The sequence below is a fragment of the Paenibacillus sp. J31R109 genome (assembly GCF_059692055.1).
This window is the reverse complement of the sequence record NZ_JCAUAR010000004.1, coordinates 66,928-89,873: the sequence shown is the minus strand read 5'-3', so window position 1 is coordinate 89,873 and position 22,946 is coordinate 66,928. Positions and strand designations below refer to the sequence as shown.

27 protein-coding genes are annotated in these 22,946 nt (G+C 46.7%); 24 read left to right on the top strand and 3 right to left on the bottom strand.

Annotation, left to right across the window (positions count from 1 at the left end):
- From AC58QT_RS13355 to AC58QT_RS13270, 18 genes are all read left to right on the top strand, one after another.
- On the top strand, positions 1–231 hold the full coding sequence (locus tag AC58QT_RS13355; protein WP_497409392.1) for a YqzN/YkzM domain-containing protein: 231 nt from the start codon (positions 1–3) through the stop codon (positions 229–231).
- Positions 231–1,694, top strand: coding sequence for a phage tail sheath subtilisin-like domain-containing protein (locus AC58QT_RS13350; protein WP_497409391.1), 1,464 nt, complete (start codon positions 231–233; stop codon positions 1,692–1,694). Before AC58QT_RS13355 ends, AC58QT_RS13350 begins: the two co-directional genes overlap by 1 nt.
- A 13-nt stretch (positions 1,695–1,707) precedes the next feature.
- Complete coding sequence (locus tag AC58QT_RS13345; protein ID WP_310501295.1) at positions 1,708–2,118, top strand: phage tail tube protein; 411 nt, start codon at positions 1,708–1,710, stop codon at positions 2,116–2,118.
- A 29-nt stretch (positions 2,119–2,147) separates the two neighbouring features.
- Complete coding sequence (locus tag AC58QT_RS13340; RefSeq protein WP_065857630.1) at positions 2,148–2,540, top strand: phage tail assembly chaperone; 393 nt, start codon at positions 2,148–2,150, stop codon at positions 2,538–2,540.
- 23 nt (positions 2,541–2,563) lie between these two features.
- Positions 2,564–2,716, top strand: coding sequence for a hypothetical protein (locus AC58QT_RS13335; RefSeq protein ID WP_310501294.1), 153 nt, complete (start codon positions 2,564–2,566; stop codon positions 2,714–2,716).
- Positions 2,717–2,721: 5 nt separating this feature from the next.
- Complete coding sequence (locus tag AC58QT_RS13330) at positions 2,722–4,821, top strand: hypothetical protein (RefSeq protein ID WP_497409390.1); 2,100 nt, start codon at positions 2,722–2,724, stop codon at positions 4,819–4,821.
- A 19-nt stretch (positions 4,822–4,840) separates the two neighbouring features.
- Positions 4,841–5,473, top strand: coding sequence for a LysM peptidoglycan-binding domain-containing protein (locus AC58QT_RS13325; RefSeq protein ID WP_497409717.1), 633 nt, complete (start codon positions 4,841–4,843; stop codon positions 5,471–5,473).
- Positions 5,473–6,486, top strand: coding sequence for an XkdQ/YqbQ family protein (locus AC58QT_RS13320; RefSeq protein WP_497409389.1), 1,014 nt, complete (start codon positions 5,473–5,475; stop codon positions 6,484–6,486). Before AC58QT_RS13325 ends, AC58QT_RS13320 begins: the two co-directional genes overlap by 1 nt.
- Positions 6,473–6,862: a hypothetical protein gene (locus AC58QT_RS13315; protein ID WP_497409388.1), complete on the top strand. Its 390-nt coding sequence runs from the start codon at positions 6,473–6,475 to the stop codon at positions 6,860–6,862. The genes AC58QT_RS13320 and AC58QT_RS13315 overlap by 14 nt, the downstream gene beginning before the upstream one ends.
- On the top strand, positions 6,863–7,348 hold the full coding sequence (locus AC58QT_RS13310) for a DUF2634 domain-containing protein (protein WP_497409387.1): 486 nt from the start codon (positions 6,863–6,865) through the stop codon (positions 7,346–7,348).
- A gap of 1 nt (position 7,349) precedes the next feature.
- A complete protein-coding gene (locus AC58QT_RS13305) occupies positions 7,350–8,459 on the top strand; it encodes a baseplate J/gp47 family protein (protein WP_497409386.1) in 1,110 nt (369 codons plus the stop codon).
- The gene (locus AC58QT_RS13300; protein WP_497409385.1) at positions 8,456–9,010 is read left to right on the top strand and encodes a putative phage tail protein; all 555 of its coding nucleotides are present in this window, start codon (positions 8,456–8,458) and stop codon (positions 9,008–9,010) included. Before AC58QT_RS13305 ends, AC58QT_RS13300 begins: the two co-directional genes overlap by 4 nt.
- 4 nt (positions 9,011–9,014) lie before the next feature.
- On the top strand, positions 9,015–9,275 hold the full coding sequence (locus AC58QT_RS13295) for a hypothetical protein (RefSeq protein ID WP_497409384.1): 261 nt from the start codon (positions 9,015–9,017) through the stop codon (positions 9,273–9,275).
- Positions 9,276–10,237: 962 nt separating this feature from the next.
- Positions 10,238–10,465: a hypothetical protein gene (locus AC58QT_RS13290; protein ID WP_497409383.1), complete on the top strand. Its 228-nt coding sequence runs from the start codon at positions 10,238–10,240 to the stop codon at positions 10,463–10,465.
- A 31-nt stretch (positions 10,466–10,496) separates the two neighbouring features.
- The gene (locus AC58QT_RS13285) at positions 10,497–11,195 is read left to right on the top strand and encodes a hypothetical protein (RefSeq protein ID WP_497409382.1); all 699 of its coding nucleotides are present in this window, start codon (positions 10,497–10,499) and stop codon (positions 11,193–11,195) included.
- Complete coding sequence (locus tag AC58QT_RS13280; RefSeq protein ID WP_497409381.1) at positions 11,188–13,860, top strand: glycoside hydrolase family 78 protein; 2,673 nt, start codon at positions 11,188–11,190, stop codon at positions 13,858–13,860. The genes AC58QT_RS13285 and AC58QT_RS13280 overlap by 8 nt, the downstream gene beginning before the upstream one ends.
- A gap of 44 nt (positions 13,861–13,904) precedes the next feature.
- Positions 13,905–14,303, top strand: a complete 399-nt coding sequence (locus AC58QT_RS13275; RefSeq protein ID WP_497409380.1) for a phage holin family protein — start codon at positions 13,905–13,907, stop codon at positions 14,301–14,303.
- Entirely contained in the window at positions 14,300–14,881 is a 582-nt protein-coding gene (locus AC58QT_RS13270; RefSeq protein WP_497409379.1) for a glycoside hydrolase family 73 protein, read from the top strand. The genes AC58QT_RS13275 and AC58QT_RS13270 overlap by 4 nt, the downstream gene beginning before the upstream one ends.
- A gap of 129 nt (positions 14,882–15,010) precedes the next feature.
- Here AC58QT_RS13270 and AC58QT_RS13265 read toward each other — a convergent pair whose 3' ends face one another.
- Positions 15,011–16,297: an NAD(P)-binding domain-containing protein gene (locus AC58QT_RS13265; protein ID WP_310501284.1), complete on the bottom strand. Its 1,287-nt coding sequence runs from the start codon at positions 16,295–16,297 to the stop codon at positions 15,011–15,013.
- A gap of 124 nt (positions 16,298–16,421) precedes the next feature.
- Between AC58QT_RS13265 and AC58QT_RS13260 the strand changes: the two genes are divergently transcribed.
- From AC58QT_RS13260 to AC58QT_RS13245, 4 genes are all read left to right on the top strand, one after another.
- Complete coding sequence (locus AC58QT_RS13260; RefSeq protein ID WP_497409378.1) at positions 16,422–17,777, top strand: glucose-6-phosphate isomerase; 1,356 nt, start codon at positions 16,422–16,424, stop codon at positions 17,775–17,777.
- A 165-nt stretch (positions 17,778–17,942) separates the two neighbouring features.
- On the top strand, positions 17,943–18,584 hold the full coding sequence (locus AC58QT_RS13255) for a YigZ family protein (RefSeq protein ID WP_497409377.1): 642 nt from the start codon (positions 17,943–17,945) through the stop codon (positions 18,582–18,584).
- Between the two features lie 63 nt (positions 18,585–18,647).
- Positions 18,648–19,304 carry a TetR/AcrR family transcriptional regulator gene (locus AC58QT_RS13250; RefSeq protein ID WP_497409376.1) on the top strand — a complete coding sequence of 219 codons (657 nt, stop codon included), beginning with the start codon at positions 18,648–18,650 and terminating at the stop codon, positions 19,302–19,304.
- A 128-nt stretch (positions 19,305–19,432) separates the two neighbouring features.
- Entirely contained in the window at positions 19,433–19,657 is a 225-nt protein-coding gene (locus AC58QT_RS13245) for a DUF1128 domain-containing protein (RefSeq protein WP_310501280.1), read from the top strand.
- A 161-nt stretch (positions 19,658–19,818) separates the two neighbouring features.
- Here the strand turns inward: AC58QT_RS13245 and AC58QT_RS13240 are convergent, their stop codons facing one another.
- Together AC58QT_RS13240 and AC58QT_RS13235 are read right to left on the bottom strand one after the other, a co-directional pair.
- A complete protein-coding gene (locus AC58QT_RS13240) occupies positions 19,819–20,034 on the bottom strand; it encodes a hypothetical protein (RefSeq protein ID WP_497409375.1) in 216 nt (71 codons plus the stop codon).
- 110 nt (positions 20,035–20,144) lie between these two features.
- Positions 20,145–20,669, bottom strand: a complete 525-nt coding sequence (locus tag AC58QT_RS13235; RefSeq protein ID WP_497409374.1) for a GNAT family N-acetyltransferase — start codon at positions 20,667–20,669, stop codon at positions 20,145–20,147.
- Positions 20,670–20,813: 144 nt separating this feature from the next.
- Between AC58QT_RS13235 and AC58QT_RS13230 the strand changes: the two genes are divergently transcribed.
- Positions 20,814–22,364, top strand: coding sequence for an FAD-dependent oxidoreductase (locus AC58QT_RS13230; RefSeq protein ID WP_497409373.1), 1,551 nt, complete (start codon positions 20,814–20,816; stop codon positions 22,362–22,364).
- 104 nt (positions 22,365–22,468) lie between these two features.
- Positions 22,469–22,801, top strand: coding sequence for a hypothetical protein (locus AC58QT_RS13225; RefSeq protein ID WP_310501276.1), 333 nt, complete (start codon positions 22,469–22,471; stop codon positions 22,799–22,801).
- Positions 22,802–22,946 lie beyond the last annotated feature (145 nt).

The following is a 22,946-nucleotide window of genomic DNA, read 5'->3' as shown; positions in this document are numbered from 1 at the left end:
GTGATTTTTATCAAACAAGGATTAAGTTCTACGAAAGGTCAAACAGAAGAAAACACAGCGGAAGCTGTGGGTTACGCAAAGGAAGAGCTAATCAGCTATTCACAGGAGCTGTTCGCTTGCCCGCCAGAGGTGCTTATTGGGGCGCTGCATGGTAAGAAGGAAACAGCATTCACCATTGCTGAGACGAAACAATTCATTCAAAACTTTTTACAAAGGAAGGTGCAAGAATAATGGCGGGTGGAACTTGGAGTGGGACGGATCGTCCGGTATTGCCGGGCTTTTATATGAATTTTGAGGCGGCGGCCTTAAGCGCGATTGAACCAGGTAGTCAAGGAACAGTAATCATCCCGGTGAAGGCCAATTGGGGAGCTGTACGTCAGTTTGTGGAAATTACGAGCGAGCAGGGCATCTACGATGCTTTCAGTATGGATCAGTCTGATGCTGCGACAGCTCCACCTGTGTTGAAACTGGCTTTGCTGGGCAAGCCGAAAAAAGTATTGGCATATCGAATCGCCGATGCAACAGCAGCGAAAGCGAGTGTAACGCTGAAAGATTCGGCATCAGCGAATGTGTTGAAACTTGATGCCAAGTATGAAGGAACACGAGGAAACAGCTTCTCCGTTATTGTACAAACGAATGCGGTGGATTCCACACAGAAAGATCTAAAGCTGCTTGAAGGCACCTCTGTGCTGAAAACATTTACTTTCGCAGGCAGCTCAGTTCAAGCGGCTGCTGATGCGATTAATCAAGATACGAGTAACGTATGGTTGATGGCAACTGTGCTTGCTCCAGGTAATGGCACGCTAGCCGCTGTGGCCGGCAGTGCACTTGCAGGAGGGAATTCCGGTGTAAGCGGCATTGCGGCAACCGATTATGTGAATGCCTTGAGCGCGATGGAAACGCAGAATTTCCATGTGTTGGCGCTGGATGGCGTTACGGATACGAGCATTCAAGCTTCTGTCGTCGCTTGGACAGCGAGACTGCGCAGCGAAGGCAAAGGCATCGTGACCGTGCTCGGCGGATCTTCCGCCGACGATACAGCGGCCGATGCCATTAGCCGAGCTGTGACGAGGAGTGCGACGTACAATCACGAGGCCATCGTGAATGTTGGAACAGGAGCGATCCTAGCGGGTGCGAGTTACAGCTCGGCGTATATTTCCGCGTATGTGGCGGGCCTCATCGCGGGTCAGAAGCTTAGCGAATCGACGACGTACGCGGTCTCACCATTCAGTGATGTGACGCGCCGCTCCACACGCAGTGAGCAAGAAAATGCCGTGAAAAATGGCGTGTTCCTGTTAGTTCACGACGGCCAGAAGGTGAAGGCACTGCGCGGTATGAACGCACTGAGCACGTTGCGTCCAGGCCAGAATGCGGCTTGGAAGAAAATTCGTACGATTCGTGTTATGGACACGATCAATAACGATGTGCTGCGTACAGCGGAAGATAGCTACATCGGGAAAGTGAACAATACGGAAGAGGGACGTCTCGCGCTTGTGGAAGCCGGCAAGCAATACTTGCAGGCACTAGCACAAGCTGGTGTGATTGAAGCGCAAGGTTTCGATGTGTATTTGAACCCAGCCTATTACGGACAAGGATCTGTACTCACGCCTGCTCCTGATCAAGTTTATATCAAGTGGGAAGCGAAATTAACGGATGTTATGGAACAAATTTTTGGCACTTTTATCGTAAATTAAGGGAGGCATATTGATGAGTTTAGATGCGAGTAGAGTTATTTTAGGCACATACGGAAGTGTATTTATTGCGGGTGAATGGCAAACGAATTTCAACCATTTGGAAGCCAATGTAGAAATTCAAAAGAAAGAGCTTAACCTGGCAGGCGATCCGTGGGTTCGTCATAAGAAAGGCGCTATGAAGGGGACGGGCTCGATGAGTGGCTTCAAAGTCACAAGCGATATGATTGCCCGCGGATTCGAGAAATTCAGTCTTGTTTCTAAACTTGGTGATCCGGATTCCTACGGCTTTGAGCGTATTACGCTGAATAATGTGATGTTGGACAAGCTTCAGTTAGCGAACTGGACGGCTGGTGAGGAAGTGAAAGAAGAAGTTTCGTTTACATTTGAAGGCTATACACTAAATGACCCGATTAAGGCGATTTAATTTCAACTATTTGAAGGAGGACATACCTAATGTTGACTGATGAACAAATTTTGCAAAAACTGCTTGAGGCGGATCAATTGCCAGAAAAGACGTTAACCCTTTCCCGGGTTGGCGTCCCCATTATTCTGCGTGGATTAACTGGGAAGCAGGTGTTTGCACTGCGTGAACGCTGTACAGAACGTTCGGATCGTCGAGGTGTCCAAACCGATCGGCTCGACGAAGAGCAGTTCAATGTCGCACTTATTGCCGCTGCTACCGTGTCCCCCAACTGGGGAGACTCTCGCTTGCTGACGAAGTATCAGGCCAGTTCTGGCGAGGAAGTGATCAAGCGAATTTTGCTTGCTGGCGAGCTTTCAGCGCTGGGGGATGAAGTGCTCGATCTGAGCGGATTTAACACGACGCTGGACGAAGTAAAAAACTAATAGCCTCCGGGGGGCTCCCGGCGATGCTCCATGCGATGTGGACGCGTCATCATTTGCTCCCCGGAGCATTTTGGAAGCTGCCTCGCGGGGAGCAGCTATTCCTGCTGGCCAGCTTGGAACTAGAGCTGGAGCAGGAACAAGCGCTGCAGCGAGAGCGTGAACGCGCAAGGAGGTGAGAGCCATGAGTGACATGGCGATGGCAGGCAATTTAGCAAGAGTGACAGCTGCGCAAGATGGGCTGCGAAGAGCTGTCGATCGGACTAGTTCAGCTGCACAGCGGCTATCAGGGTTATTTGATAAAGCTGGTGAAGCTGGCGCAAGACTCAGTCAAGTGACTGCAAGACCGACGATTGCTGTGCGGGATTATTATTCTTTTGTGATTGACCGGTTGCTGCTGCAACTGGCGGATTTGGGTCACACGAAAGTCGAAGTGAAGCTGATCATCAACGACCAGGTGATTGGTGCAGCGAAACAGCTGCGGCAATTGCTGACTGGGCTGGGCGGGACGTTATCCGTTGGCATGCAGGGCGGGGGCTCGGCGGGAGCGAGTGCATCTGCATCAGCTTCCGTATCGATGGTCACAGTGAAAGCAGCACCTGAGAAGAAAAGTCCGATAGATACTTGGATTGACCGCCTAGTGAGAATAGGTGAGGCGCTGAAGCTGTTTGGCGAAGCTTTTAGTGCTTTTGGTGATGGAAGCAAAGGTATTCGTGAAGGACTTCAAGGGATAGGTGAGGCATTCAAAAGTTTTGGTGCTGGCATCGGCGAAGGAATTAAAAGCATTGGCGCAGGCATCGGGGATGGTCTCACAAATGTCGGTGCAGGAATAAGTAGTATCGGCGACGGACTCAAAGGAATTGGCGCAGGGATTGGCAGCATTGGTGACGGTTTCAAAGAAATCGGTGCAGGGATCGGTGCTGGAATAGGCAGCATTGGCGAAGGAATTAAAAGTATCGGCGCAGGTATTGGGGATGGACTCACAAGTATCGGCGGGGGATTTAGTAACATTGGCGATGGAATCAAAGGGATCGGTGCGGGAATAGGCAGCATTGGCGATGGACTTCAAGGGATCGGCGCAGGAATTGGTAGCATAGGTGATGGACTTACAGGAATCGGTGCGGGAATTGGCAGCATAGGCGATGGAATTAAAAGCATCGGAGCCGGCATTGGGGATGGACTTAAATATATCGGTGATGGAATCGATAGCATCGGTGCGGGACTAGGTCGTATTGGTGACGGAATCACTGGGATCGGCGATGGGGTCAAAAGCTTCGGAGAAGGTATCAAAGCAGTAGGCGATGGCGTTAAAAACTTCGTTGAGGGGATCAAATCGATCGCTCAAAGCTTGAGTGCATCCGTTAAATCAATGGCAGATAGCTTTAAATCTGTTGTAAATAGCGTTAAATCTATGGTCGAAAGCATTAAATCTTTGCAGGGACTATCCTCGGGAAAAGGCAAGCTTGAAGGGAATAGTACAAAATGCTGCACGGATGCAAGTTCGAAGACTAGATCTAAGGCAGGCACGAAAACAGAGGCCAAGATGGGTACGACAACCAATCTGCAAGGGGATCGTACAACAGAACCAGTAGGTAACAGGAGGACGATGCCAATTGCTGCTGAGGTTGCGCTAGATGATAGAAATCCAGCGAGAGTCAATTCAGAAGGACACCCCGACGGACATCCTGAAGGACGACCGCCAGCTTCTTCGAGGGGACGATTAGGTAAGTTGTTTAAAGGCGGCTTGAAGATGGCAAAAGGAGCTAGCAAAGCGGTAGCACCTCTTGGTATTGGTCTGGCAGCTGTGGATGTGCTGACATCAGAGAACAAAGCGGGAGCGGCGATTCAAGCAGGTGCAGGCGCGGGAGGCGCTGCTCTAGGTGCTGCGCTTGGATCAGCTATTTTGCCGGTATTTGGAACTGCAGTTGGAGGCATGTTGGGTGGCTATCTCGGAGATAAAGCAGGCTCTTTTATTGCGAATAAATTTTTTGGGAAGAAGAAACCAGTGCAAGAATCAGAGTCCAAAACGTCTCTTGTACCTCAAGGGCGCGAGTCCTTGGCGGCAGATCCCGCTCAAGCGGTTTCTGCGGTGAATTCTTCGGCAGCGCAAGCTGCCCCTCCGAACCAGTATGAAGTCAAAGTGGATGGCGTAGCGGTTCATTTTCCAAAAGAGGAAGTTGATAAAGAGAAATTAGCTTTTACGATCGGGCATCAAATTGTGTCGCAAATGAATGCGGCGATGCAAAACCGCTCAGAGAATGGGGGCAGCGCTTTTGGCTATTGAGGAAAGGGTTATCAAAGCTATGGATATCACGTTGGAGGATCCAACTGGCTTGAGAATGCATTTTCCAGTTAACCCATCAGAAGTGAACATTCGCCGTGACAAAAGTTTTGAGACGATCACGATTATTCATGGCGGGGAACTAGATGTGCCGCTAGGTGTAAAAGTGAAGGAAATCGCCTTCTCCTCCTTTTTTCCAGCGGTATATGATGCTAGCTACTGTAAGTACCAACCGCTGCCTAACCCCCAAACAGCGATGAATCAACTCAATACATGGATGGAACAACGTGAGCCCCTTCGCTTAATTATGACGGAAACGGATGTGAATGTGCTTGTCATGCTTTCTGCTCATAATAGTAGCTTCAAAGGAGGTGAACCGGGTGACGTGTACTTCGATGTGACTTTTCGCACATGGCGTGACTATAAAGTGAGGACGCTGGCGGAGCGCAGTGGCACTTCTGGCGGAGAGGCACGACCTGATATCAAACCTGTGTCCACAACGTACACGGTTAAGTCAGGAGATTCTCTATGGGCGATTGCCAAAATGAATCTCGGTTCCGGCAGCCGTTGGCAGGAGATTTATGATATAAATCGAGCGTTAATTGGTGATAACCCCGATGCTATCCAAATCGATCAAGAGTTGGTGATGCCCTAATGGCCGTTTGGACGAGTGGATCTTATGATATTTGGCTGGATGAGCAGTATGCTTTAGGGGATTTGATTTATGAAATGACGTTGGAAGAAGCGCTCGACGAAATCTCCTATCGGGCGCAAGCGACGATCGTGGTGACACCGAATTTTCCTGGGATAAAGCCAGGTCAAGCTGTTCGTGTGCTAGGCAAGCCATATGGCGGGGCAGAGCAAGTGGAGTTGCTGCATCCAGCCGTTGTGTGGCAGTGCGAGAACAGTTATGAGCGAATGGATCGGCTAACCGTCACCATGTATGATCGGACGATTTATTTGGCTAAATCGGAGGATGAGTATGTATTTCCAGGCGGTATGAAGGCAGATGAGCGCTTACGCAGGTATGCTGAGGATTGGCATATTCAGCTTGGTCAGTTACCTGACACAGGTATCAAGCTTGCCAAAGCGATGTACCGTTCGGAGAACATATACGCCATGATCATGAAGGATCTCAAGGAAACAGCCAAGAAAGGCGGCCCGATGTACCGTCCACGCATGACAATTAACGGGCTGGAGCTTGTGGAAATTGGCAGTAATGCAACGGTGTGGTCCTTGGAGCCGAGTGAGAATGTAATGAACATTATGCAAAAGCGGACGCTCGAAGGAGCCGTTACGAAAGTGAAGGTGCTCGGCACGAAAGCGGCAGGGGATGACGCCGCAGCGCAAGTGTTGGCGGTAGAAGAAGGAGAGATTGCGGAGCTAGGTACGCTGCAAAAAATCGTCCAAGACAGCAGCTTTCAATCCGTTTCCGAGGCTAAAGAAGCTGCGCATGCGATGCTTACAGGTGTGCAGGAGACCATTAGCGTCACATCGCTGGATATTAACACCATTCGCGCTGGAGATAAGGTAGATTTGGCGGGAAGTGGGATGGAGCTCATTGCGATGTCGGTAAGACACGAGTTAGGGGATCCCGGCAAAATGGTACTGGAACTCGGCAGTCCCGAACTCGTCAGAAGGAGGTATTACATGAATGAATCCGTATAAAAAATTGGCTACCTTATTGGACAGTCGGATGTCTGGTCATGCCGCATCAGCGGTATCTGGTTTACCGGCGGAATTAGGCACAATGACTGCTGGTGGATTGAAACTCGATCGTTTTAAGCACGAAATCGCAGATTATTATGTGGCGGATTGGATGGCTAAGCTTCATCTGCCTAATTTCGCGCTAGCGGGCACGGTTTCAGGCTTAACCAGCGGCAGTGTTCCCGTAGCGGGGCAGGGTACGTTTGCTTTTTCAGAGTCGGAGATTGAGGATGTGCGAATGGAGTTTCAGCATGGCTTGAAGCCTGGGGACCGCGTGCTCGCGATTCCAATTGATGATGGCAACGATGCCGTGATTCTGTGTAAGGTGGTGAAATAGATGCCGAATTTATTTCCGGTAGTTGGCGCGAGTTCTGGGACTGGGGTTGGAGTTGGAACAAGAACGGAGGCATTTTTGGCAGCTGGCAAAAAGGGAGCGATTCCCTTCGGACGCAGTCCGAAGTTTGACCATTCCGTAGGTGAGTTCGTAACGACCCCAACGGGGAAGATCGCGGAATGTGTGGGCACCGAAGCTTGGCTGGAATGGTGCCAAAAGGCGCTGCGTTCGCGACGGTACACCCATCTAGTGTATTCTCGGGCCTATGGCCAGGAGTACGATGATTTGATTGCCCGGCATTTGTCGCGTCAAGCGAATGAAATGGAGATTTTACGTATGACGACGGAGACTCTGAAGGTCGATCCGCGTACGGCGGATGTTCGCCATTTTACATTTAATTGGGAAAAAGAGGGGTGCTCATTTCAATGTGAAATCGTGAACATACGTGGCGAGCAAAAGAACATAAAAGGAAGTGTGGTGATCAGTTAATATGGCAAGTTTACCCGATTATTTGGTAGAACAGACAGAAGAAGAGATTCGGAGCCGTATGTTAGTCAGTTTGCCTTCCGATTTGGACAAGTCAGAAGGTTCGTATATCTGGGATGCTTTGGCTCCAGCTTCCATAGAGTTGGCACTTGCAGCGCTGCAGTCACAGGAGGTTCTGCGAAGAGGATTCGCGGGAACGACCTTTGGACCGTATTTGGACTTACGCTGTGCGGAGCGAGGTATTACGCGCAAAGATGCAATCAAGGCTGTCGGTCAAGTGAAATTTACAGGCGCTTCGGGAACGGTTGTCCCACAAGGATCGCGGGTAGGTACATTGGCAGATAACATTCATGGTACGTCGTCCGTGATGTTTGAGACACTGGATGCAGTATCTGTGGATAACTCTGGATATATGATGGTATCCGTTTCGGCAGTTGATGGTGGTACGAAAGGAAATGTACCGAGTGGAGCTGTAAGCCTTTTGGTAACGCCAATTGTAGGTATAACGAGTGTGACGAATCCCGCGCAGATGACAAGTGGAGCGGATGTTGAAAAAGACGACTCACTGCTCAATCGTTATTACGCCAAAGTGCGTTCTCCTGGTACAAGTGGGAATAAAGCTGACTATTTGAACTGGGCGCTCGATGTGGCTGGTGTGGGTGCCGCACAGGTTCTGCCTTTATGGCAGGGACCAGGTACAGTCAAAGTTGTCATCATCGGCACGGATAAAAGGAGTGTTCCTGCTTCCATCGTCACAGCCGTGCAGCAGTACATTTACCCTGCTCCACCACTGGTGGGGAAAGCTCCGATTGGGGCGGTCGTCACTGTGGAGGCAGCTGATGAGGTTGCGATTGACATTCAGGCCGATCTTACATTGAACGGAACAAGGACGTTGGTACAGGTGAAAAATGATTTCACTGAGGCCGTTCGCGCCTATTTATACGAACTGGCATTCTCTAGTGATCCCGCGGTTCGCTATGTGCGCATAGGTTCCTTGTTGCTAGACACGCCGGGCGTGCAGGATTATGTCAACTTGCTGATGAATGGCGGCAGCTCTAACATCACGATCAACGTTGGGCAAGTTGCCGTTGTGGGGACGGTGTCGCTAGTATGACACAAGTGACTTCAACAAGCGGCAAGCGGATGCTGGGCTACTTGCCGGATTACTACGAGACATCGCGCGTCATGGGCTCGATCCTGCAAGCCCAAGGGGCAGAGCTCGATCAATTGCGTGTCTCCTTGGAGGAGACATTGGGGCAATTTTTTGTCAGCTCTGCGACGTGGGGGCTGGACGCTTGGGAAGCTGAACTCGGCATCGCATCAGTGCCTGGTAAGCCCGACGATCAGCGTCGGTCCGTGATTAACGCCAAGCTGCGAGGCGTCGGCACCGTCACTGTGGATTTGATTCAGAGCGTGGCCGAAGCGTATGACCGCGGGGTAGTGGAGGTTACGCAGGAGCCGGCTTCGTATCAGTTTACGGTGCGGTTTGTGGATACGTTGGGGACTCCGCCTAACATGAATGATTTGAAGGCTGCGATTGAGGATATTAAGCCGGCTCATTTAAACGTTGTTTATTCCTTCCGCTACCTAATGCTTTCAGATATTGAGGCAATGACAATTGCACAAATAGAATCAACAATGCTTGACCAAATCGCATGGGGGTGATTCGATGCCGAATCCAAAGACAAGTAACTTACAGTTAAACAAGATTGATCGCAGTTCGCCTTCGACTACTGCTTTTAACACTAAGCCAATTATTGATGACAATATGGATATTCTGGATGCAGCAATAGCGGCTAAAGCTCCAGTGAATAACCCTGCCTTTACAGGGACGGTTACATTGCCGGCTGATCCGACTGCAGCGCTGCATGCTGCGACGAAGCAGTATGTGGATGCTCAGGTGGCGATTGCGAAGACTTATGCCCCTTAAGTGAGGTTATTCTTAGAAAGGGAGTTAAATTGAAATGACGGCGTTTAGCAATGTTGTTTTAACCACAGTTTCTAGAGGTGTTGTTACTGTAAATCCGACAACTGGGAATTACGTTAAAACTAATCCCTACATCAAGTCTATGGGGATGTGTTCGCATGGAGATAATTACCTAGTTGTTGATGGACAGGGACTTGACTATTGTTCGTGAAGTTATTCGAGAGCATAAGTTATACGAGTTGCATGATTTAGCTGTAGTTGAAGATAAAATTATTATCGCCGATTCTAAAACCAACACGCTCAGACGGTACACTGTCGAAGGCATATATTGACTCTTTATTTCTTTGTATTGAACGCGAAAGAGACATAGCTCATATAAACTGCTTTAAGATTCAAGGGAAAACAATTTACTTATCTATGTTCGATGTAAGCACGCTTTCAATCCCAGTTGAAGGACTTGATACAGATCAAGCAAAGGTGGCTTCCTTAAATGCGGCATCCAAGCTTCGTGAAGGAGATAAGAGAGCAGGCTATGATACAGGTGTTGGGTACAGCAGTATATAAACATATTAGCCTTTGTCCAAGTGATAGATGCATTTTCTAGCAGAAGATTACATCTTATTCAACGGCATTCCTATACTCACTATTGCGCCAGTTGGTTTAAATTGAAGTTGAGGGAAGGACAACTTAGAGAATATGTAAACGAGAATTGGGAAGTTTTAGGAATATCAAGCAAGTCTGTAACCCCCAATAGATTCTATACATTCACAAATCACCTTCATAGGTGTGGATACCCACTTCGGATTCATACAGGTTTCGGCGGATCGCTTGAGCCGCGTTTGATCCTAGCAATGATTATGAATTACCACTATAAGAGAGGTGGGGTTGAACATGGGATTTACTAAGCATCACCAGAATGGAATGCTGTTGGCGCGAAGCCTTCACAGAGTAAGTTAGATACAGGGTTGATACCGTCTGAAAAGCCGCCCGCTGATTGGTTGAATTGGTTACAATACAAGGCGTACCAAGCAATCAAGGAAATGCAACAGAATGCGATCCATAAGGATGGTACGGTAACCTTTACAGCACCTATAGCGGTTAGGCTAACAGCAGACCCAACGGACAACATGGACGCAGCGACTAAACAATGGGTACTGGCTCAGGTAGCAACGGCTAAGAACTATGCCCCTTAATTAAGGGGCTTTAACAAAGGGGATAAATCGAATGAAATTAACGGTAAAAAGTTTTCCTGACAAAATTGGAAACTATATAGAATTATCCGATATATCCGAACTAATAAAACTCCCTGTATTAAAGTTCATGCCTATTGAAATGGTAAAAAATTTGAGTATACCTGTCTTTACTATGTTGTTAGATAACGCACCTTTGACAAATAGCAAAAAAGGAATATTCGTTTACAGTCGTACACAATTTCTATATGAAGGTTGTACCGCTACAATCAAACGGTTAGGGGAGTTTGACAGCGAATGGCATATGGATAATGCCGTTGATTGGTTCGAGGATAGGGATATTTTTCACCTATTTCAAACGGAATCGGATACGCCTACAGAGTTCAACAATAATGGTTTTTCGTTAGACGTACAAGACACTATTTCAAAATTAGAGTTACGAAAACTAATCAACGAAAGAAAAGAAGAATTAGGAATTTCGGGGGAGAAAGTTGAACCTAACAAGTTCTACACTTTTGACCGACACTTGCACAGAGCAGGAGTGCCAGCGAAAGATTCATTTCGGTTTATGTTCGGAATAATCGAATCAGATTACGTACAAGAAAGAGCGCATGAGCAATACATTGACAACAAATCTTATGTTTATGTAGGAACCCAAAAGACACTCAATATTGAGAACAGGGACGGGGAAATCATCATCCATAAGGAAGGGAGAGAAATAAGTTATGGCTGATTATTTAGCTCAAACAACTATAACTGGTGCGTACTACAAAACTAACGTGGCTGAATTGGCTGACGGTTCTTTAGTATTTGCTATATCTCAGAATATATCGCCTTATTATATGATTTTTTATAGATCAACTAATAACGGTCAATCATTTTCTGAATATTGTAGAGTTAAATGGCAAGTCTCAGGCAACTATGTTTATAGCTACATGCACATTTCAGCAAGAGGAACGCGTGTGGTAGTAGGTTGTTCATTCGGGGGAGTATCTGGGGTACTTGGTATTGACCTAAGCATTGTTCCACAAGGCGCAGTTTATGACACTATAGGCAATAATAATATCGCAGGTACATGGGGAGCTATTTTCGGTGGGGGATCAGGTTCCACAGTATTCTCTCTCTTGTTAGCATCCGATAATAGATTATACGTTAGTTGGTTTCAATGGCAGGATTATGATGGAGAAGATGATGTTTATTACTATCAGCATAGTTCTACAGCATGGGGAGCAGGTTCAGGTGTTTGGTTAGCAAATACTAATACCAATCTCACGAGCTATACCGTAGAAGAATATGGTGGATATGTTATATTTTCTTCACAGTTAGCCGCAGTCGTGAGAATGCCATTGAATGGTAGTGGCGCAAATGTCGTAAGCACCAATCCTACAACTATAACATTCGAGGGAGCCTTAATGCAGCACCCGACAGATGGATACTTATACGCAATTTCATTCACTGGAAACAACAATTTTAGTTTGTACAGGACAAATGCAGTTAGTGGGGCAAGTATTGTGTGGTCGTATGTATCGGGCGGATCATTTCCCGCAGGCTATACAACTTATGGCGCGCAAATGGGTGCCAATGGACTTATACAAGTAATGGGTATTTCCTCATACACAGTTTCAACGCAGATGATCAACACGGCGGGGAGTGTTGTTGAAGCTACAACCATTCGTTTAGTCTCGGGCAGTTCACCAACAATGCCATTTTTTAACGGTCTATTGGGAAAAATGAGTGGTCACAATAAAGTAACGTCTATAAGTGCTAACTTTCAAAGTAACCCAAGCATTGTACATACATGGACAAGGACATTCAATGCCGCACCTAACCCGCCTACAGTAACAAGCCCAACGACAGGGAGTTACACAAATAATAAAAGACCAACAATTACTTGGACGTTCAATGATTCGGATGCAGGGGATACGCAATCAGCCTTTGAAATCGCCCTATCAAAAGACGCTTGGGCAACATGGCACACGACAAGCAGCGTTGTAAATTCTTCCGTGAAATCATGGACACCAACCGTTGACCTTCCTGATATAAATTCATGGCAAATAGCGATTAGGACAGCCGATAGTAGCGGAGTATGGAGTGATTGGGGTTATGCAGGGTTATTTACTATTGATACTGTAGCGCCTACAATCGGCGGCATAACGATAGGTGAATACGTAAACACGACAGCTACAAAACGTTACACAATCACAGGAGTAACAGATACAAGCGGAATAAACGCGGTAACTTGTTATGTATCAGCTACGGATTTATCTACGTTTTCGGGACCATTTACCGCTACCAACGCGGGCGGCGGCAGTTGGTACTTTGACGTTACTTCGGCGCATTGGTCAGGACAAGGGCAACATTTAGTTAGATTTTGGGTTTATGATAATGCAGGAAATCAAAGTTACAAAGAGACTACACTATGGATCGATTCCGTGAAACCAACAGCGCCGACACAAACAAACGGGGTATTGTACGCAACATCTAACGGTGTATCATGGTCAGCCTTTGCAGATGCGGCGCCTTCATCTGGACTTTTACTAACCACCATAACGTTAGAGAGATGGAATGGCAGTGCGTGGGTTGTAGAGTCGACATATCCAAAGAGCATCACAGGGATAGCATACAGCTTTACAGGTCTTACACCTGCTACGCAGTACCGCTGGGGTGTCGTTTTTACAGACAACGCTAGCAATGCAAACGCGTTAAATTACACGACATTTACTACGAATTCCTATGCGGTATCAACAATTTTAAACCTAGCATCTAGTGGTTTTCTGTTGAATCAGAAGCCTAAGGTTAACTTTTCAGTAACCGACGCTAACAATGCGACGTTAAGTAATTTTCACATTCAAATAAGTACGGTTAATTCGTTTGCTTCAACCGTTTTAGATACAACTTCTGGATCGAATTCAACGGGATGGGCAGCAACCAGCGTATCTAGCGGTTTAACGAACAGTTACACCCCACAAAGTAACCTTGGAACTGGCTCTTTTTATGTAAGAGTTCGAGCGCACGATGGAATCGAGTGGGGAACTTGGAGCACGACAGTCAGCTTTACAATACATGCAGTCAGTTGGCCAACGATAATAGCTGATACCGACACCACTATAAGCAAAAGAACAATCGACAGCATTCGGATTGCTGTTAATAATGTTAGGCAGGCTCGGGGATTAGCCACAATCAACTGGACAGACACAACGATTAATGATTGGAGTAGTCCGAATAAGACGGCCATACGCGCGGTACATCTTACGGAATTAAGACAAGCCATTGGGGATATGTATATCACCCAAGGACTTAGTGCTCCGATTTGGACAGATACAACAATAACAGCTTCCACTACACAGCGTAAGGGGAAACACTGGAGTGAACTCAGATCAAATTTAATCGGTATTTAATTATTTTTAAGACTATAAATCCCACAAGAAAGGAGCACAAACGCATGAACCAAATCAATTTCAACCTATTCACAGCCACTCTCGGATCAATAGCCACCTACGCCTTCGGCGGGTGGAATGAGCTCATAGGCCTTTTCCTCATGGCGATACTCGTCGATTATGTCACGGGTATGGCGGCCTCCATCAAAGAGCAGCAGGGCCTCAACAGTCAAGTTGGTTTTTGGGGCCTTGCGCGCAAAGGATTGATGTTGCTTGTCATTATGCTGGCGCATCGTATGGACATTCTCTTGGATACAGATTTGATGATGACGGGCGCGATTTATTTTTACTTGGCGAATGAACTCATTTCGATTACTGAAAATTATCGACGTTTAGGTCTGCCACTTCCCACCTTTTTGAAGCAAATGATTCAAGTATTGCGAAGCAAAGGGGAAGGGCTATGAGCAAGGACATGTTTATTGAGCAAATTGCTCCTGCCGCACAAGCGGATATGCGGTCATTTGGCATTTTGGCTAGTGTGACCATCGCACAAGCTATTCTAGAAAGCGGCTGGGGTCGTTATGCCCCGGGCAATAATTTGTTCGGCATTAAAGGAAGCGGGCAGCTGCAGACTACGCAGGAATTCATTAACGGCAAATGGGTACAAATTATCGATGGTTTCCGAGTGTACGAGAGTTGGCACGATAGTATTCAAGACCACTCCTTCCTACTTGTTAGTAACCCAAGGTATGCACAGGTATTAAATGAACGAGATTATCGAAGAGCGAGCTGGGAACTGCTTCGAGCAGGATACGCAACAGATCCGCAATATGCGGACAAGTTAATTCGGATTATAGAAGGGAGCGATCTGACTCGTTTCGATCATACTACAGAGGAAAGGGAGTATGTGATGAGTCCGGAAGATGCCAATAAAATTATTACCTTTTTGTCTGCCGCATGGACAAGCACGGAGGATATCGAAGCTAGGGAAGAATTCCACCGGCTAGCCAATGAGCTACGTAAAGTGTCCGGGCAGATGTGAACCATCGGATTGCAGTATAAATAAAAAAAAGGTACCCACAGTCTGAACACTTTTTCAAAGTGTCCAGACTGTGGGTACCAGTGTATTCCATCTAAGGAGGACACCGTGTTCTTTTCTTATTAGTACGTCTTACACCGCACTCCCAATATGATCCTCAATATACTGCTCCAACTTAATCCTTACATATGGCGGCAGTCCCGAGAGCATGCAACCGTAGCGGAAGCTGCGTCCTTCGGTCACGATGCGAATGACCCGACCCGTGATTGGCGGCAAGCCAGCTTCTTGTGGGAAGTGGATGACGACGAACATATCGGGGGCAAGCAGAACATCCGTTGTGATCTGGAGTCCACTTTCGGACAGATCGAAGAGAGTGCCATCGATGTTTTGCCCGGAGAAAGAACCTTCTTGCTCCCATTGATAGATGGACAGTTTCAAGTTAATATCCAGCTGAACCCGTGTATTCTTGCGGCGTTCACGACCCGAGAGTGGAGAAGCGGCTTTCACCGGTTCCGCAACAACAGGCGCACTAGGCTTAACAACAGCTTGTCCCATCCATTCCTCGTAGCACTTAATGACAGCGCTAAGATCTTCTTCGCCTAAGCCCTTGCTTAGGCCGATTTGGAACAGATTAGTCGCAGATTGCAGCATGGGTGTCGGCAACTGAAATTTACTGGTGATTTCTTGCGCGAGGAGCAAATCCTTCAGCATCAGCTTCAAAGAGAATTGATTGCTGAAATCGCGATCGAGTATTTTCTCGCCTTTGAGCTCGACTTGTTTACTATTAGCTCCACCGGAGCGGACGATTTCTAAGAATTGGCCAGGGTGAATCCCAGCTTTCGTTGCAATGGACATGCCTTCAGCAAGCCCTGCTAGGTTAATACCGACCATCGTATTGTGCGCGAGCTTTGCATAAGAACCAGAACCACTTGGACCTAAGTAAAGTGCTTTGCTGCCAAGTGCGTGGAACAATTCGAGCTGCTCCTCGAACACTTCTTTACTGCCGCCGACCATGAACGTAAGCGTACCTGCTTCAGCAGCAGGCTTCGTACCTGTCACAGGCGCATCGAGGAAGTCGACGAAGTGTGCAGCGAGCTCTTCTGCGAGCTTTTGACTTGTTTGAGGAGATACGGTGCTGGAATCAATAATCGTGAGTGCAGGGTGAATACCGCTCAGAATGCCCTGTTCACTGTAAAATGTCTCAAGCAGCGCAGCATCATTGCTAAGCATTGTGAAAAGCACATCTGAATGGCGAGCGACTTCCGCAGCAGTAAGGGCAACTTCAGCACCCATTTGCTCTAGCTCGTCCACTTTGCCAGCAGTTCGATTATACACAGTTACCATAAACCCTTTTTGAATAAGGTTAGCAGCCATGGGCTTACCCATTGTGCCAAGTCCAATAAAGCCGATACGTTTCATGTCCTCACCTCTGACTTCATTTTAGCATGGGAATTAATACCTGTGAATTCCTTTCTCACTTGCTTTTGGACAAGCAAATAAGTATGCTAGGAAAAGGTGAAAAATAGAGATGGAGGCGAACCTATTGAGTAAAAAACTACAATTTGATTACAGCAAAGCACTATCCTTTTTATCGCAACATGAGGTCGATTACTTGTCGGCTCAAGTGGAATTAGCCCACAATCAACTACATAACAAAACAGGTGCTGGCTCCGATTATTTGGGCTGGGTGGATCTTCCTGAGAACTACAATCGTGAAGAGTTTGCTCGTATTCAATCAGCTGCGAAGCAAATTCAATCGGATTCCGAGGCGCTTGTCGTGATCGGTATTGGGGGCTCTTATCTAGGTGCACGCGCGGCGCTAGAAATGCTGTCTCATTCCTTTTATAATATTTTGCCAAGGGATAAACGTAAAACGCCTGAGATTTATTTCGTAGGAAATAATATCTCTTCGACATATGTCACGCACTTACTTCAATTGCTTGAGGGCAAGGATTTCTCCGTGAATGTGATTTCCAAATCCGGTACGACGACGGAGCCAGCGATTGCTTTCCGTATTTTCCGCGAACTATTGGAGAAAAAATATGGTAAAGAAGCCGCTCGTAAACGGATTTATGCAACAACGGATCAAGAGAAGGGTGCGCTCAAAACACTATCAAATGCTGAAGGATACGAGACTTTCGTTATTCCAGATGATGTGGGTGGACGTTATTCCGTACTTACAGCGGTTGGTTTGCTTCCAATTGCAACAGCAGGTATTGACGTTGAAGCGATCATGAAAGGTGCAGCAGATGCACAGCAAGAATTCTCCAATCCGAAGCTTAGTGAGAATCAAGCTTACCAATACGCAGCAGTTCGTAACTCTCTGTATCGTAAAGGGAAAACGATTGAGATCCTAGTGAACTATGAGCCATCCTTGCACTTCGTTTCGGAGTGGTGGAAGCAATTGTTCGGGGAGAGCGAAGGGAAGGATTACAAAGGGATTTACCCTGCTTCTGTAGACTTCTCCACAGATCTTCACTCCATGGGACAATTCGTTCAAGATGGCAATCGCATTTTGTTCGAAACGGTTATCCAAGTTGACCAAGTGGCTGATCATATTACGATCGGTACAGATGCAGATGATCTGGACGGTTTGAATTTCCTAAGCGGCAAAACGATGGATTTCGTGAACAAGAAAGCTTTCCAAGGCACGATGCTTGCGCACACTGACGGTCAAGTACCGAACCTGATCGTAACTTTGCCAGATATGACGCCTTACTCATTCGGATACATGGTCTATTTCTTTGAAAAAGCATGCGGCATCAGCGGTTACTTAATGGGTGTGAATCCATTCGATCAACCGGGTGTTGAAGCGTATAAAAAGAACATGTTTGCTCTCTTGGGCAAGCCTGGTTATGAAAAAGAAAAAGCGGAACTCGAAGCTCGCTTAGAGCAATAATGCGCCGTAAAAACGAAAAACGATCAATCCTATCGGATAGGTCGTTTTTTTGCACCTCTTTTTCCATTATTTAGATGGTAAATTTTCTTTCCATATTGTCGAAGTCGAGGCATGTGTGTAGAATATAGTGAAACAGTTGTTTCCTTCTACCGAGAAAGGTTGGCTATGCTAGCACATTATAAAACAATCCATTCGTATGGTTCGTCTGAGATTATCATCAAGAAGTCACGTTTCATCGGTCATGCTAAACCCGTAGATTCAGAAGAAGAAGCAATCCAGTTTATTGAAGCGATCAAGAAGGAACACAGGTCGGCGACGCATAATTGCAGTGCGTATGTCATTGGTGAGCGGGATCAAATCCAGAAGCAATCCGATGATGGAGAACCTAGCGGAACAGCCGGGAAGCCGATTCTGGAAGTAATGAAGCATCAAGGGCTCAAGAATACCGTTGTCGTAGTTACTCGTTATTTTGGTGGCATCATGTTAGGTGCTGGCGGACTTATTCGCGCTTATGCGGATGGGGCTGTGGCAGGCATAGAAGCAGGAAAGCCGATTTATAAAGTAAATCATCAGCTCGTGCTGATTGAAGTCGATTATACATGGTATGGCAAGCTGGAAAATGAACTGAGAAATCAAGGGATGCTGCTTGGGGACATCGAGTTTACGGACAAAGTGACCGTTCCTTGTTATCCTTTGGCTGCTAAAGCGGAAGCATTTATGAACTGGGCAACTGATGTTACACAAGGTCAAGGCGTAATCGTCGCTGGTGAGAGCGAGTACATCGTTCATGAGAGTTTGCCTGAATAGGCAGGCTCCCTGAATGAAAACCAAACAAAATTTCATATGAGCTGAGGATGCGGAGGGATAGGAATGGCTAGGAAAGCAGTCGCGCAAGAGCTTAGCAGAGAACGAATTCTTACGGAGGCGCGGGAATTATTCGCTACTTTCGGCTATCGCGCTTTAACGATGCGAAGCATTGCTAAAGCAATGGGGTACAGTCATGGGGCGTTATATTACCATTTTAATGAGAAAGCTGAATTATTTTATGCACTAATTAAAGACGATTTCGCCTCACTTCTGCAACGTCAGAAGGAAATGATCGTTCGTGAGCATGGGTTTAGCGTGAATTTGCTCCAAAAGTTAATGATGGAATTCGTCTGGTTTGGATTAAGCAACCCGAATCACTACGAAATGATGTTTATGATTAACGAGCCAGAACTGCAGCAGTACTCACGTACCGAACAAGCTCAGTGCTTGGATATGTTTGCGATTGTCATTCGTGAAGTTTTGAAAGACCAGCCAGGATTAGAGAGCCGCAAGTATACGCTTCCGTGGAATATATTTATGTCCTTACATGGCTTTATCTCTTATTGCATTCAGTTTAAACTTTCTTACGAAGAAGCACGCAAATTGGCTGATGAGCATATCCGATTGATCTGTGTCAGCTTGGATGTGGATTCCATAGAAGTTCAGCGTCCGCTTGTCAAAATGATTGGACAAAACGTGCGGAAATCCAACGTTATATAGAAGAAATGAAGGAAGCGAGACGATCTGTCTAAGCTTCTTTTTGTTTATTGGGGCAATCTGTATTTTACATTACCCCCTCTGTGCTTTAAAATGATGACAAGATACCGAGGGAAGGATGAGCATATACGATGGATTTGACGACATGGTCGGAAGAGAACGTTGAATTTATGTTTGAGGAAATTAAGAAAAAGTTGCGCATGGCGACTGGGGGATCTATCAAAGCCTCTAATGTTAAAGAAGAAGTCTACGAGGATCTGAAGGATCTCTATGATATGGTAGCAAGCAAGGATCGTTTCAGCATTAGCGAGATTGATGCGATCACGACCGAGCTTGGCAAAATTCGCAAAGCCTAATGGGTTCGACATTATCATAAGCCAAATTAGTAAGCCGCTGTTTCTGACGTTGTGTCGGGAGGGGCGGTTTTTTCTGTTTTCGACTGAAGCCCGGCCCCAACCCCGACCCCGCTCTCCAATTCGAAATAACTGGATTTTCTACATCTAATTCATGCCCAATCCTAGGGTCGTGGTTTCATTCGCAAAGCTGCTACTAGGTACAATAGAAGCGTCACGCCGAATAAATTCCAGAAGCTCGGTAGGCTCACTAGTGTCAGATAGAGTCCATAGGGAAGTGACCAGATCAAAGTCACAATTAGCAGCTTCTTATTCCCTAATAAGGAACCAATCAATCCGAGTCCAGCTGGTGCAAGTATCATCACAAAAAGGATCAGCATAGTACTCCTGCTAACTACTACGTCGGAGTAGGGATTCCAAAAAAGGAACCAACAGCAAAGCAGAATACTGCTCAATGATGCACAAACGCCAAGGCGAGAAATTGAACTTGTCATTGTAGGAATAGCTCCAAACGCCAATCATTACATTGCATAAAATGTCCTGGTGGGTACTCGAATTCACACTCAGATCTAAGGGTGAAACTAAGTTTGCGACACACCGCATTTGAGGCAGGATTGTGAATGGAAGGAAACGCATGCATCCATCGATACTTAGCACCCAAGTTTACATGAGAAATAGCTGCCTGCAAGGCGCTGCTCGCTATCCCTCGCCCTTGGAAGGTAGGAAGCACACTCCAACCGATTTCATAGACATTTTCACCTTGCCAATGGCTATCCCAGTATCCAATACTACCGACGGTTTCAAGGTTAGGCAGCATAACGATGCTAAACATATGTCCTTTACCTCTTTCGCTTAGGGTAAGATACCGGTTGTGGCGAGCGCGAAGCTGCTCTTCCGTTTCGGGGCCTCCAAGATGCTCCATCATCTCAGGAGCATTGCTTAGTCGAAGGAGTTCGAGATTCGATTCGGACCAAGGGACGATGCTAACTTGTGAGGCGTTCATTTTCTCAGACATGTTCTCACTCCTATCTATTTCGCTGTTATCGCTATTGTAATAGAACATACGTTCCGCATCAAGGGAAGTATCCACTCTCATACATACTATCACAACGACTAGGACAATATAGGTAGAAAATGGTACAAAAGGAGAACATGTACATTGACGCAACATGGAGAGGCTTCAACTGCCGCTTTACCGCAATTCCCCCAATCATTCTGGCTTGATTCTGTGGACAAGATCCCCCAATTTCCTAACCTGACAACCGATCTAAAGACCGATGTCGTCGTTATTGGTGCAGGGATTACCGGAATTACCACAGCTTATTTACTCGCGAAACAAGGTGTTAAGGTTATTTTGCTCAATGCAGGACCTATCCTTGAAGGTACGACAGGACATACCACGGCTAAAGTTACTACGCAGCATGGACTTATTTATCATGAGTTTCTTGCCCATTTTGGCGAGGAGAAGACTCGTCTTTATTATGAAGCGAATCACGAAGCATTGATGCTCGTCAAACAAACGGTTGATGAATTAGGCATCGAGTGTCAATTTACCGAAGATGACGCGTATCTGTATACATGTGATGATGCGTATTTACAGCAATTACAAGATGAATACCTGGCATATGGACAGATGCGAATAGGCGGCGACTATCTGGAATCAACCCCTCTGCCGTTCGAGACGAAAGCAGCAATAAGGATCAAAGATCAGGCCAGGTTTAATCCTGTACCTTACCTAATCCGACTGATGCAAGAGATCCTGCGGCTTGGCGGTCACATCTATGAAGGAACAACGGTGGTCAGTGCCTCCCATGAGAAGCCTTCTATTGTCAAAACAAAGCAAGGTCATCAAGTCACTTGTAATTACGTCGTTACCGCCTCGCACTATCCATTCAACGACATCCAGGGCGCATACTTTACTCGTCTGCATGCAGAGAAATCATACGTCATTGCTGCGCGTACGAAGCAAGCATTCCCCGGGGGGATGTATCTAAACGTCGAGCAACCTTCTCGCTCTCTCCGTGCTGCCACCATACAAGGGGAACCTGCGGTACTGATTGGCGGGGAAGGGCATAAAACGGGGCAAGGGCTGTGTACCCATCAGTATTATGAGAATCTACAGAAGTTTGGAGCGGATACCTTCGGGCTGCGGGAGATCCTATACCGTTGGTCAGCGCAGGATGTGTTCACATTAGATAAAATGCCCTATATAGGGCAGCAATTTTCCGATGCTCCTCATCTCCTCATAGCGACGGGTTATCGCAAATGGGGGATGACGAACAGCATGGTAGCCGCAATGCTGAATACGAAAATAATCCTAGGGGAGCAAAGTCCCTATGAAGATGTGTTTACACCGCATCGATTCCATGCGGATCCTAGCGTCAAAACATTTATCATGCAGAATGCGAACGTGGCGAAGCATTTTGTTGCTGGGAAGTTTGATTTAGAACATAAACAGCCTGAAGAGTTGTCGCCGGATGAGGGTTCTGTTGTACGTGTGAAAGGCAAGCGAGCTGGTGCTTACAGAGAACCCAATGGGGAACTGCACGTTGTTGATACGACTTGTACCCATTTGGGATGTGAAGTCGAGTGGAACGACGCGGAGCGAACATGGGACTGCCCGTGTCATGGTTCCAGATATTCCTTCCAAGGGGATGTGATCGAAGGACCCGCCAAGAAAGCATTGACCAAGCTATCAGTAGAGACATGAGCGTATTTTTATGTAAAAATGGACAGCTATCCATGCGATGTTACCCCATTAGCCATACACTGTAGAGCAATGTATCTCTGCTCACGTGAAGGAGGTGGACGTTCGTGGCATCCAGAATTCGTAAAGAAGAAGTACGTAAATTGATCGGAAAAGATATTTTGGCTGTTAAAAAAGATGGTACACAAGTGACTGGCAAATTGGTGCGGATCAGCGGGAACACGTTGATAGTTGCTCCACAAAATGGCAAAAAAGTTCAAGTAAAAGCGATTATTCCATTGGTTTTATTTGATTTGCTGGCTATTGGTACTGCACCTTATGCGTATGGTGGATTTGGCGGTGGCTTTGGAGGTTATGGTGGCGGCTTTGGCGGTGGCTTTGGTGGCTTTCCGTATGGTGGCGGCTTTGGTGGCTTCGGTGGTCCAGGACTCTGGTTCTGAGGATGATCGAAATCGAATAGGCATGGAAGACTCTCTCCTTCAGGGGAGAGTCTTTTGTTTTGTTGACTCCCTCATTTTGAGATTAAAGCACCAATTCGCTGCTTCTTGAATAGGCTATGATACAACTTTATGGCAGAGAAACCGC

Bases quoted from the DNA above. Each gene is read 5' to 3' on its own strand.
- AC58QT_RS13240 (WP_497409375.1), bottom strand. From the start codon at position 20,034: ATGCTGATCCTTTTTGTGATGATACTTGCACCAGCTGGACTCGGATTG.
- AC58QT_RS13235 (WP_497409374.1), bottom strand. From the start codon at position 20,669: ATGTCTGAGAAAATGAACGCCTCACAAGTTAGCATCGTCCCTTGGTCC.
- AC58QT_RS13325 (WP_497409717.1), top strand. From the start codon at position 4,841: ATGGATATCACGTTGGAGGATCCAACTGGCTTGAGAATGCATTTTCCA.
- AC58QT_RS13280 (WP_497409381.1), top strand. From the start codon at position 11,188: ATGGCTGATTATTTAGCTCAAACAACTATAACTGGTGCGTACTACAAA.
- AC58QT_RS13295 (WP_497409384.1), top strand. From the start codon at position 9,015: ATGCCGAATCCAAAGACAAGTAACTTACAGTTAAACAAGATTGATCGC.
- AC58QT_RS13275 (WP_497409380.1), top strand. From the start codon at position 13,905: ATGAACCAAATCAATTTCAACCTATTCACAGCCACTCTCGGATCAATA.
- AC58QT_RS13300 (WP_497409385.1), top strand. From the start codon at position 8,456: ATGACACAAGTGACTTCAACAAGCGGCAAGCGGATGCTGGGCTACTTG.
- AC58QT_RS13315 (WP_497409388.1), top strand. From the start codon at position 6,473: ATGAATCCGTATAAAAAATTGGCTACCTTATTGGACAGTCGGATGTCT.
- AC58QT_RS13255 (WP_497409377.1), top strand. From the start codon at position 17,943: ATGCTAGCACATTATAAAACAATCCATTCGTATGGTTCGTCTGAGATT.
- AC58QT_RS13305 (WP_497409386.1), top strand. From the start codon at position 7,350: ATGGCAAGTTTACCCGATTATTTGGTAGAACAGACAGAAGAAGAGATT.
- AC58QT_RS13270 (WP_497409379.1), top strand. From the start codon at position 14,300: ATGAGCAAGGACATGTTTATTGAGCAAATTGCTCCTGCCGCACAAGCG.
- AC58QT_RS13335 (WP_310501294.1), top strand. From the start codon at position 2,564: ATGCTCCATGCGATGTGGACGCGTCATCATTTGCTCCCCGGAGCATTT.
- AC58QT_RS13265 (WP_310501284.1), bottom strand. From the start codon at position 16,297: ATGAAACGTATCGGCTTTATTGGACTTGGCACAATGGGTAAGCCCATG.
- AC58QT_RS13350 (WP_497409391.1), top strand. From the start codon at position 231: ATGGCGGGTGGAACTTGGAGTGGGACGGATCGTCCGGTATTGCCGGGC.
- AC58QT_RS13310 (WP_497409387.1), top strand. From the start codon at position 6,863: ATGCCGAATTTATTTCCGGTAGTTGGCGCGAGTTCTGGGACTGGGGTT.
- AC58QT_RS13340 (WP_065857630.1), top strand. From the start codon at position 2,148: ATGTTGACTGATGAACAAATTTTGCAAAAACTGCTTGAGGCGGATCAA.
- AC58QT_RS13345 (WP_310501295.1), top strand. From the start codon at position 1,708: ATGAGTTTAGATGCGAGTAGAGTTATTTTAGGCACATACGGAAGTGTA.
- AC58QT_RS13330 (WP_497409390.1), top strand. From the start codon at position 2,722: ATGAGTGACATGGCGATGGCAGGCAATTTAGCAAGAGTGACAGCTGCG.
- AC58QT_RS13320 (WP_497409389.1), top strand. From the start codon at position 5,473: ATGGCCGTTTGGACGAGTGGATCTTATGATATTTGGCTGGATGAGCAG.
- AC58QT_RS13250 (WP_497409376.1), top strand. From the start codon at position 18,648: ATGGCTAGGAAAGCAGTCGCGCAAGAGCTTAGCAGAGAACGAATTCTT.
- AC58QT_RS13245 (WP_310501280.1), top strand. From the start codon at position 19,433: ATGGATTTGACGACATGGTCGGAAGAGAACGTTGAATTTATGTTTGAG.
- AC58QT_RS13285 (WP_497409382.1), top strand. From the start codon at position 10,497: ATGAAATTAACGGTAAAAAGTTTTCCTGACAAAATTGGAAACTATATA.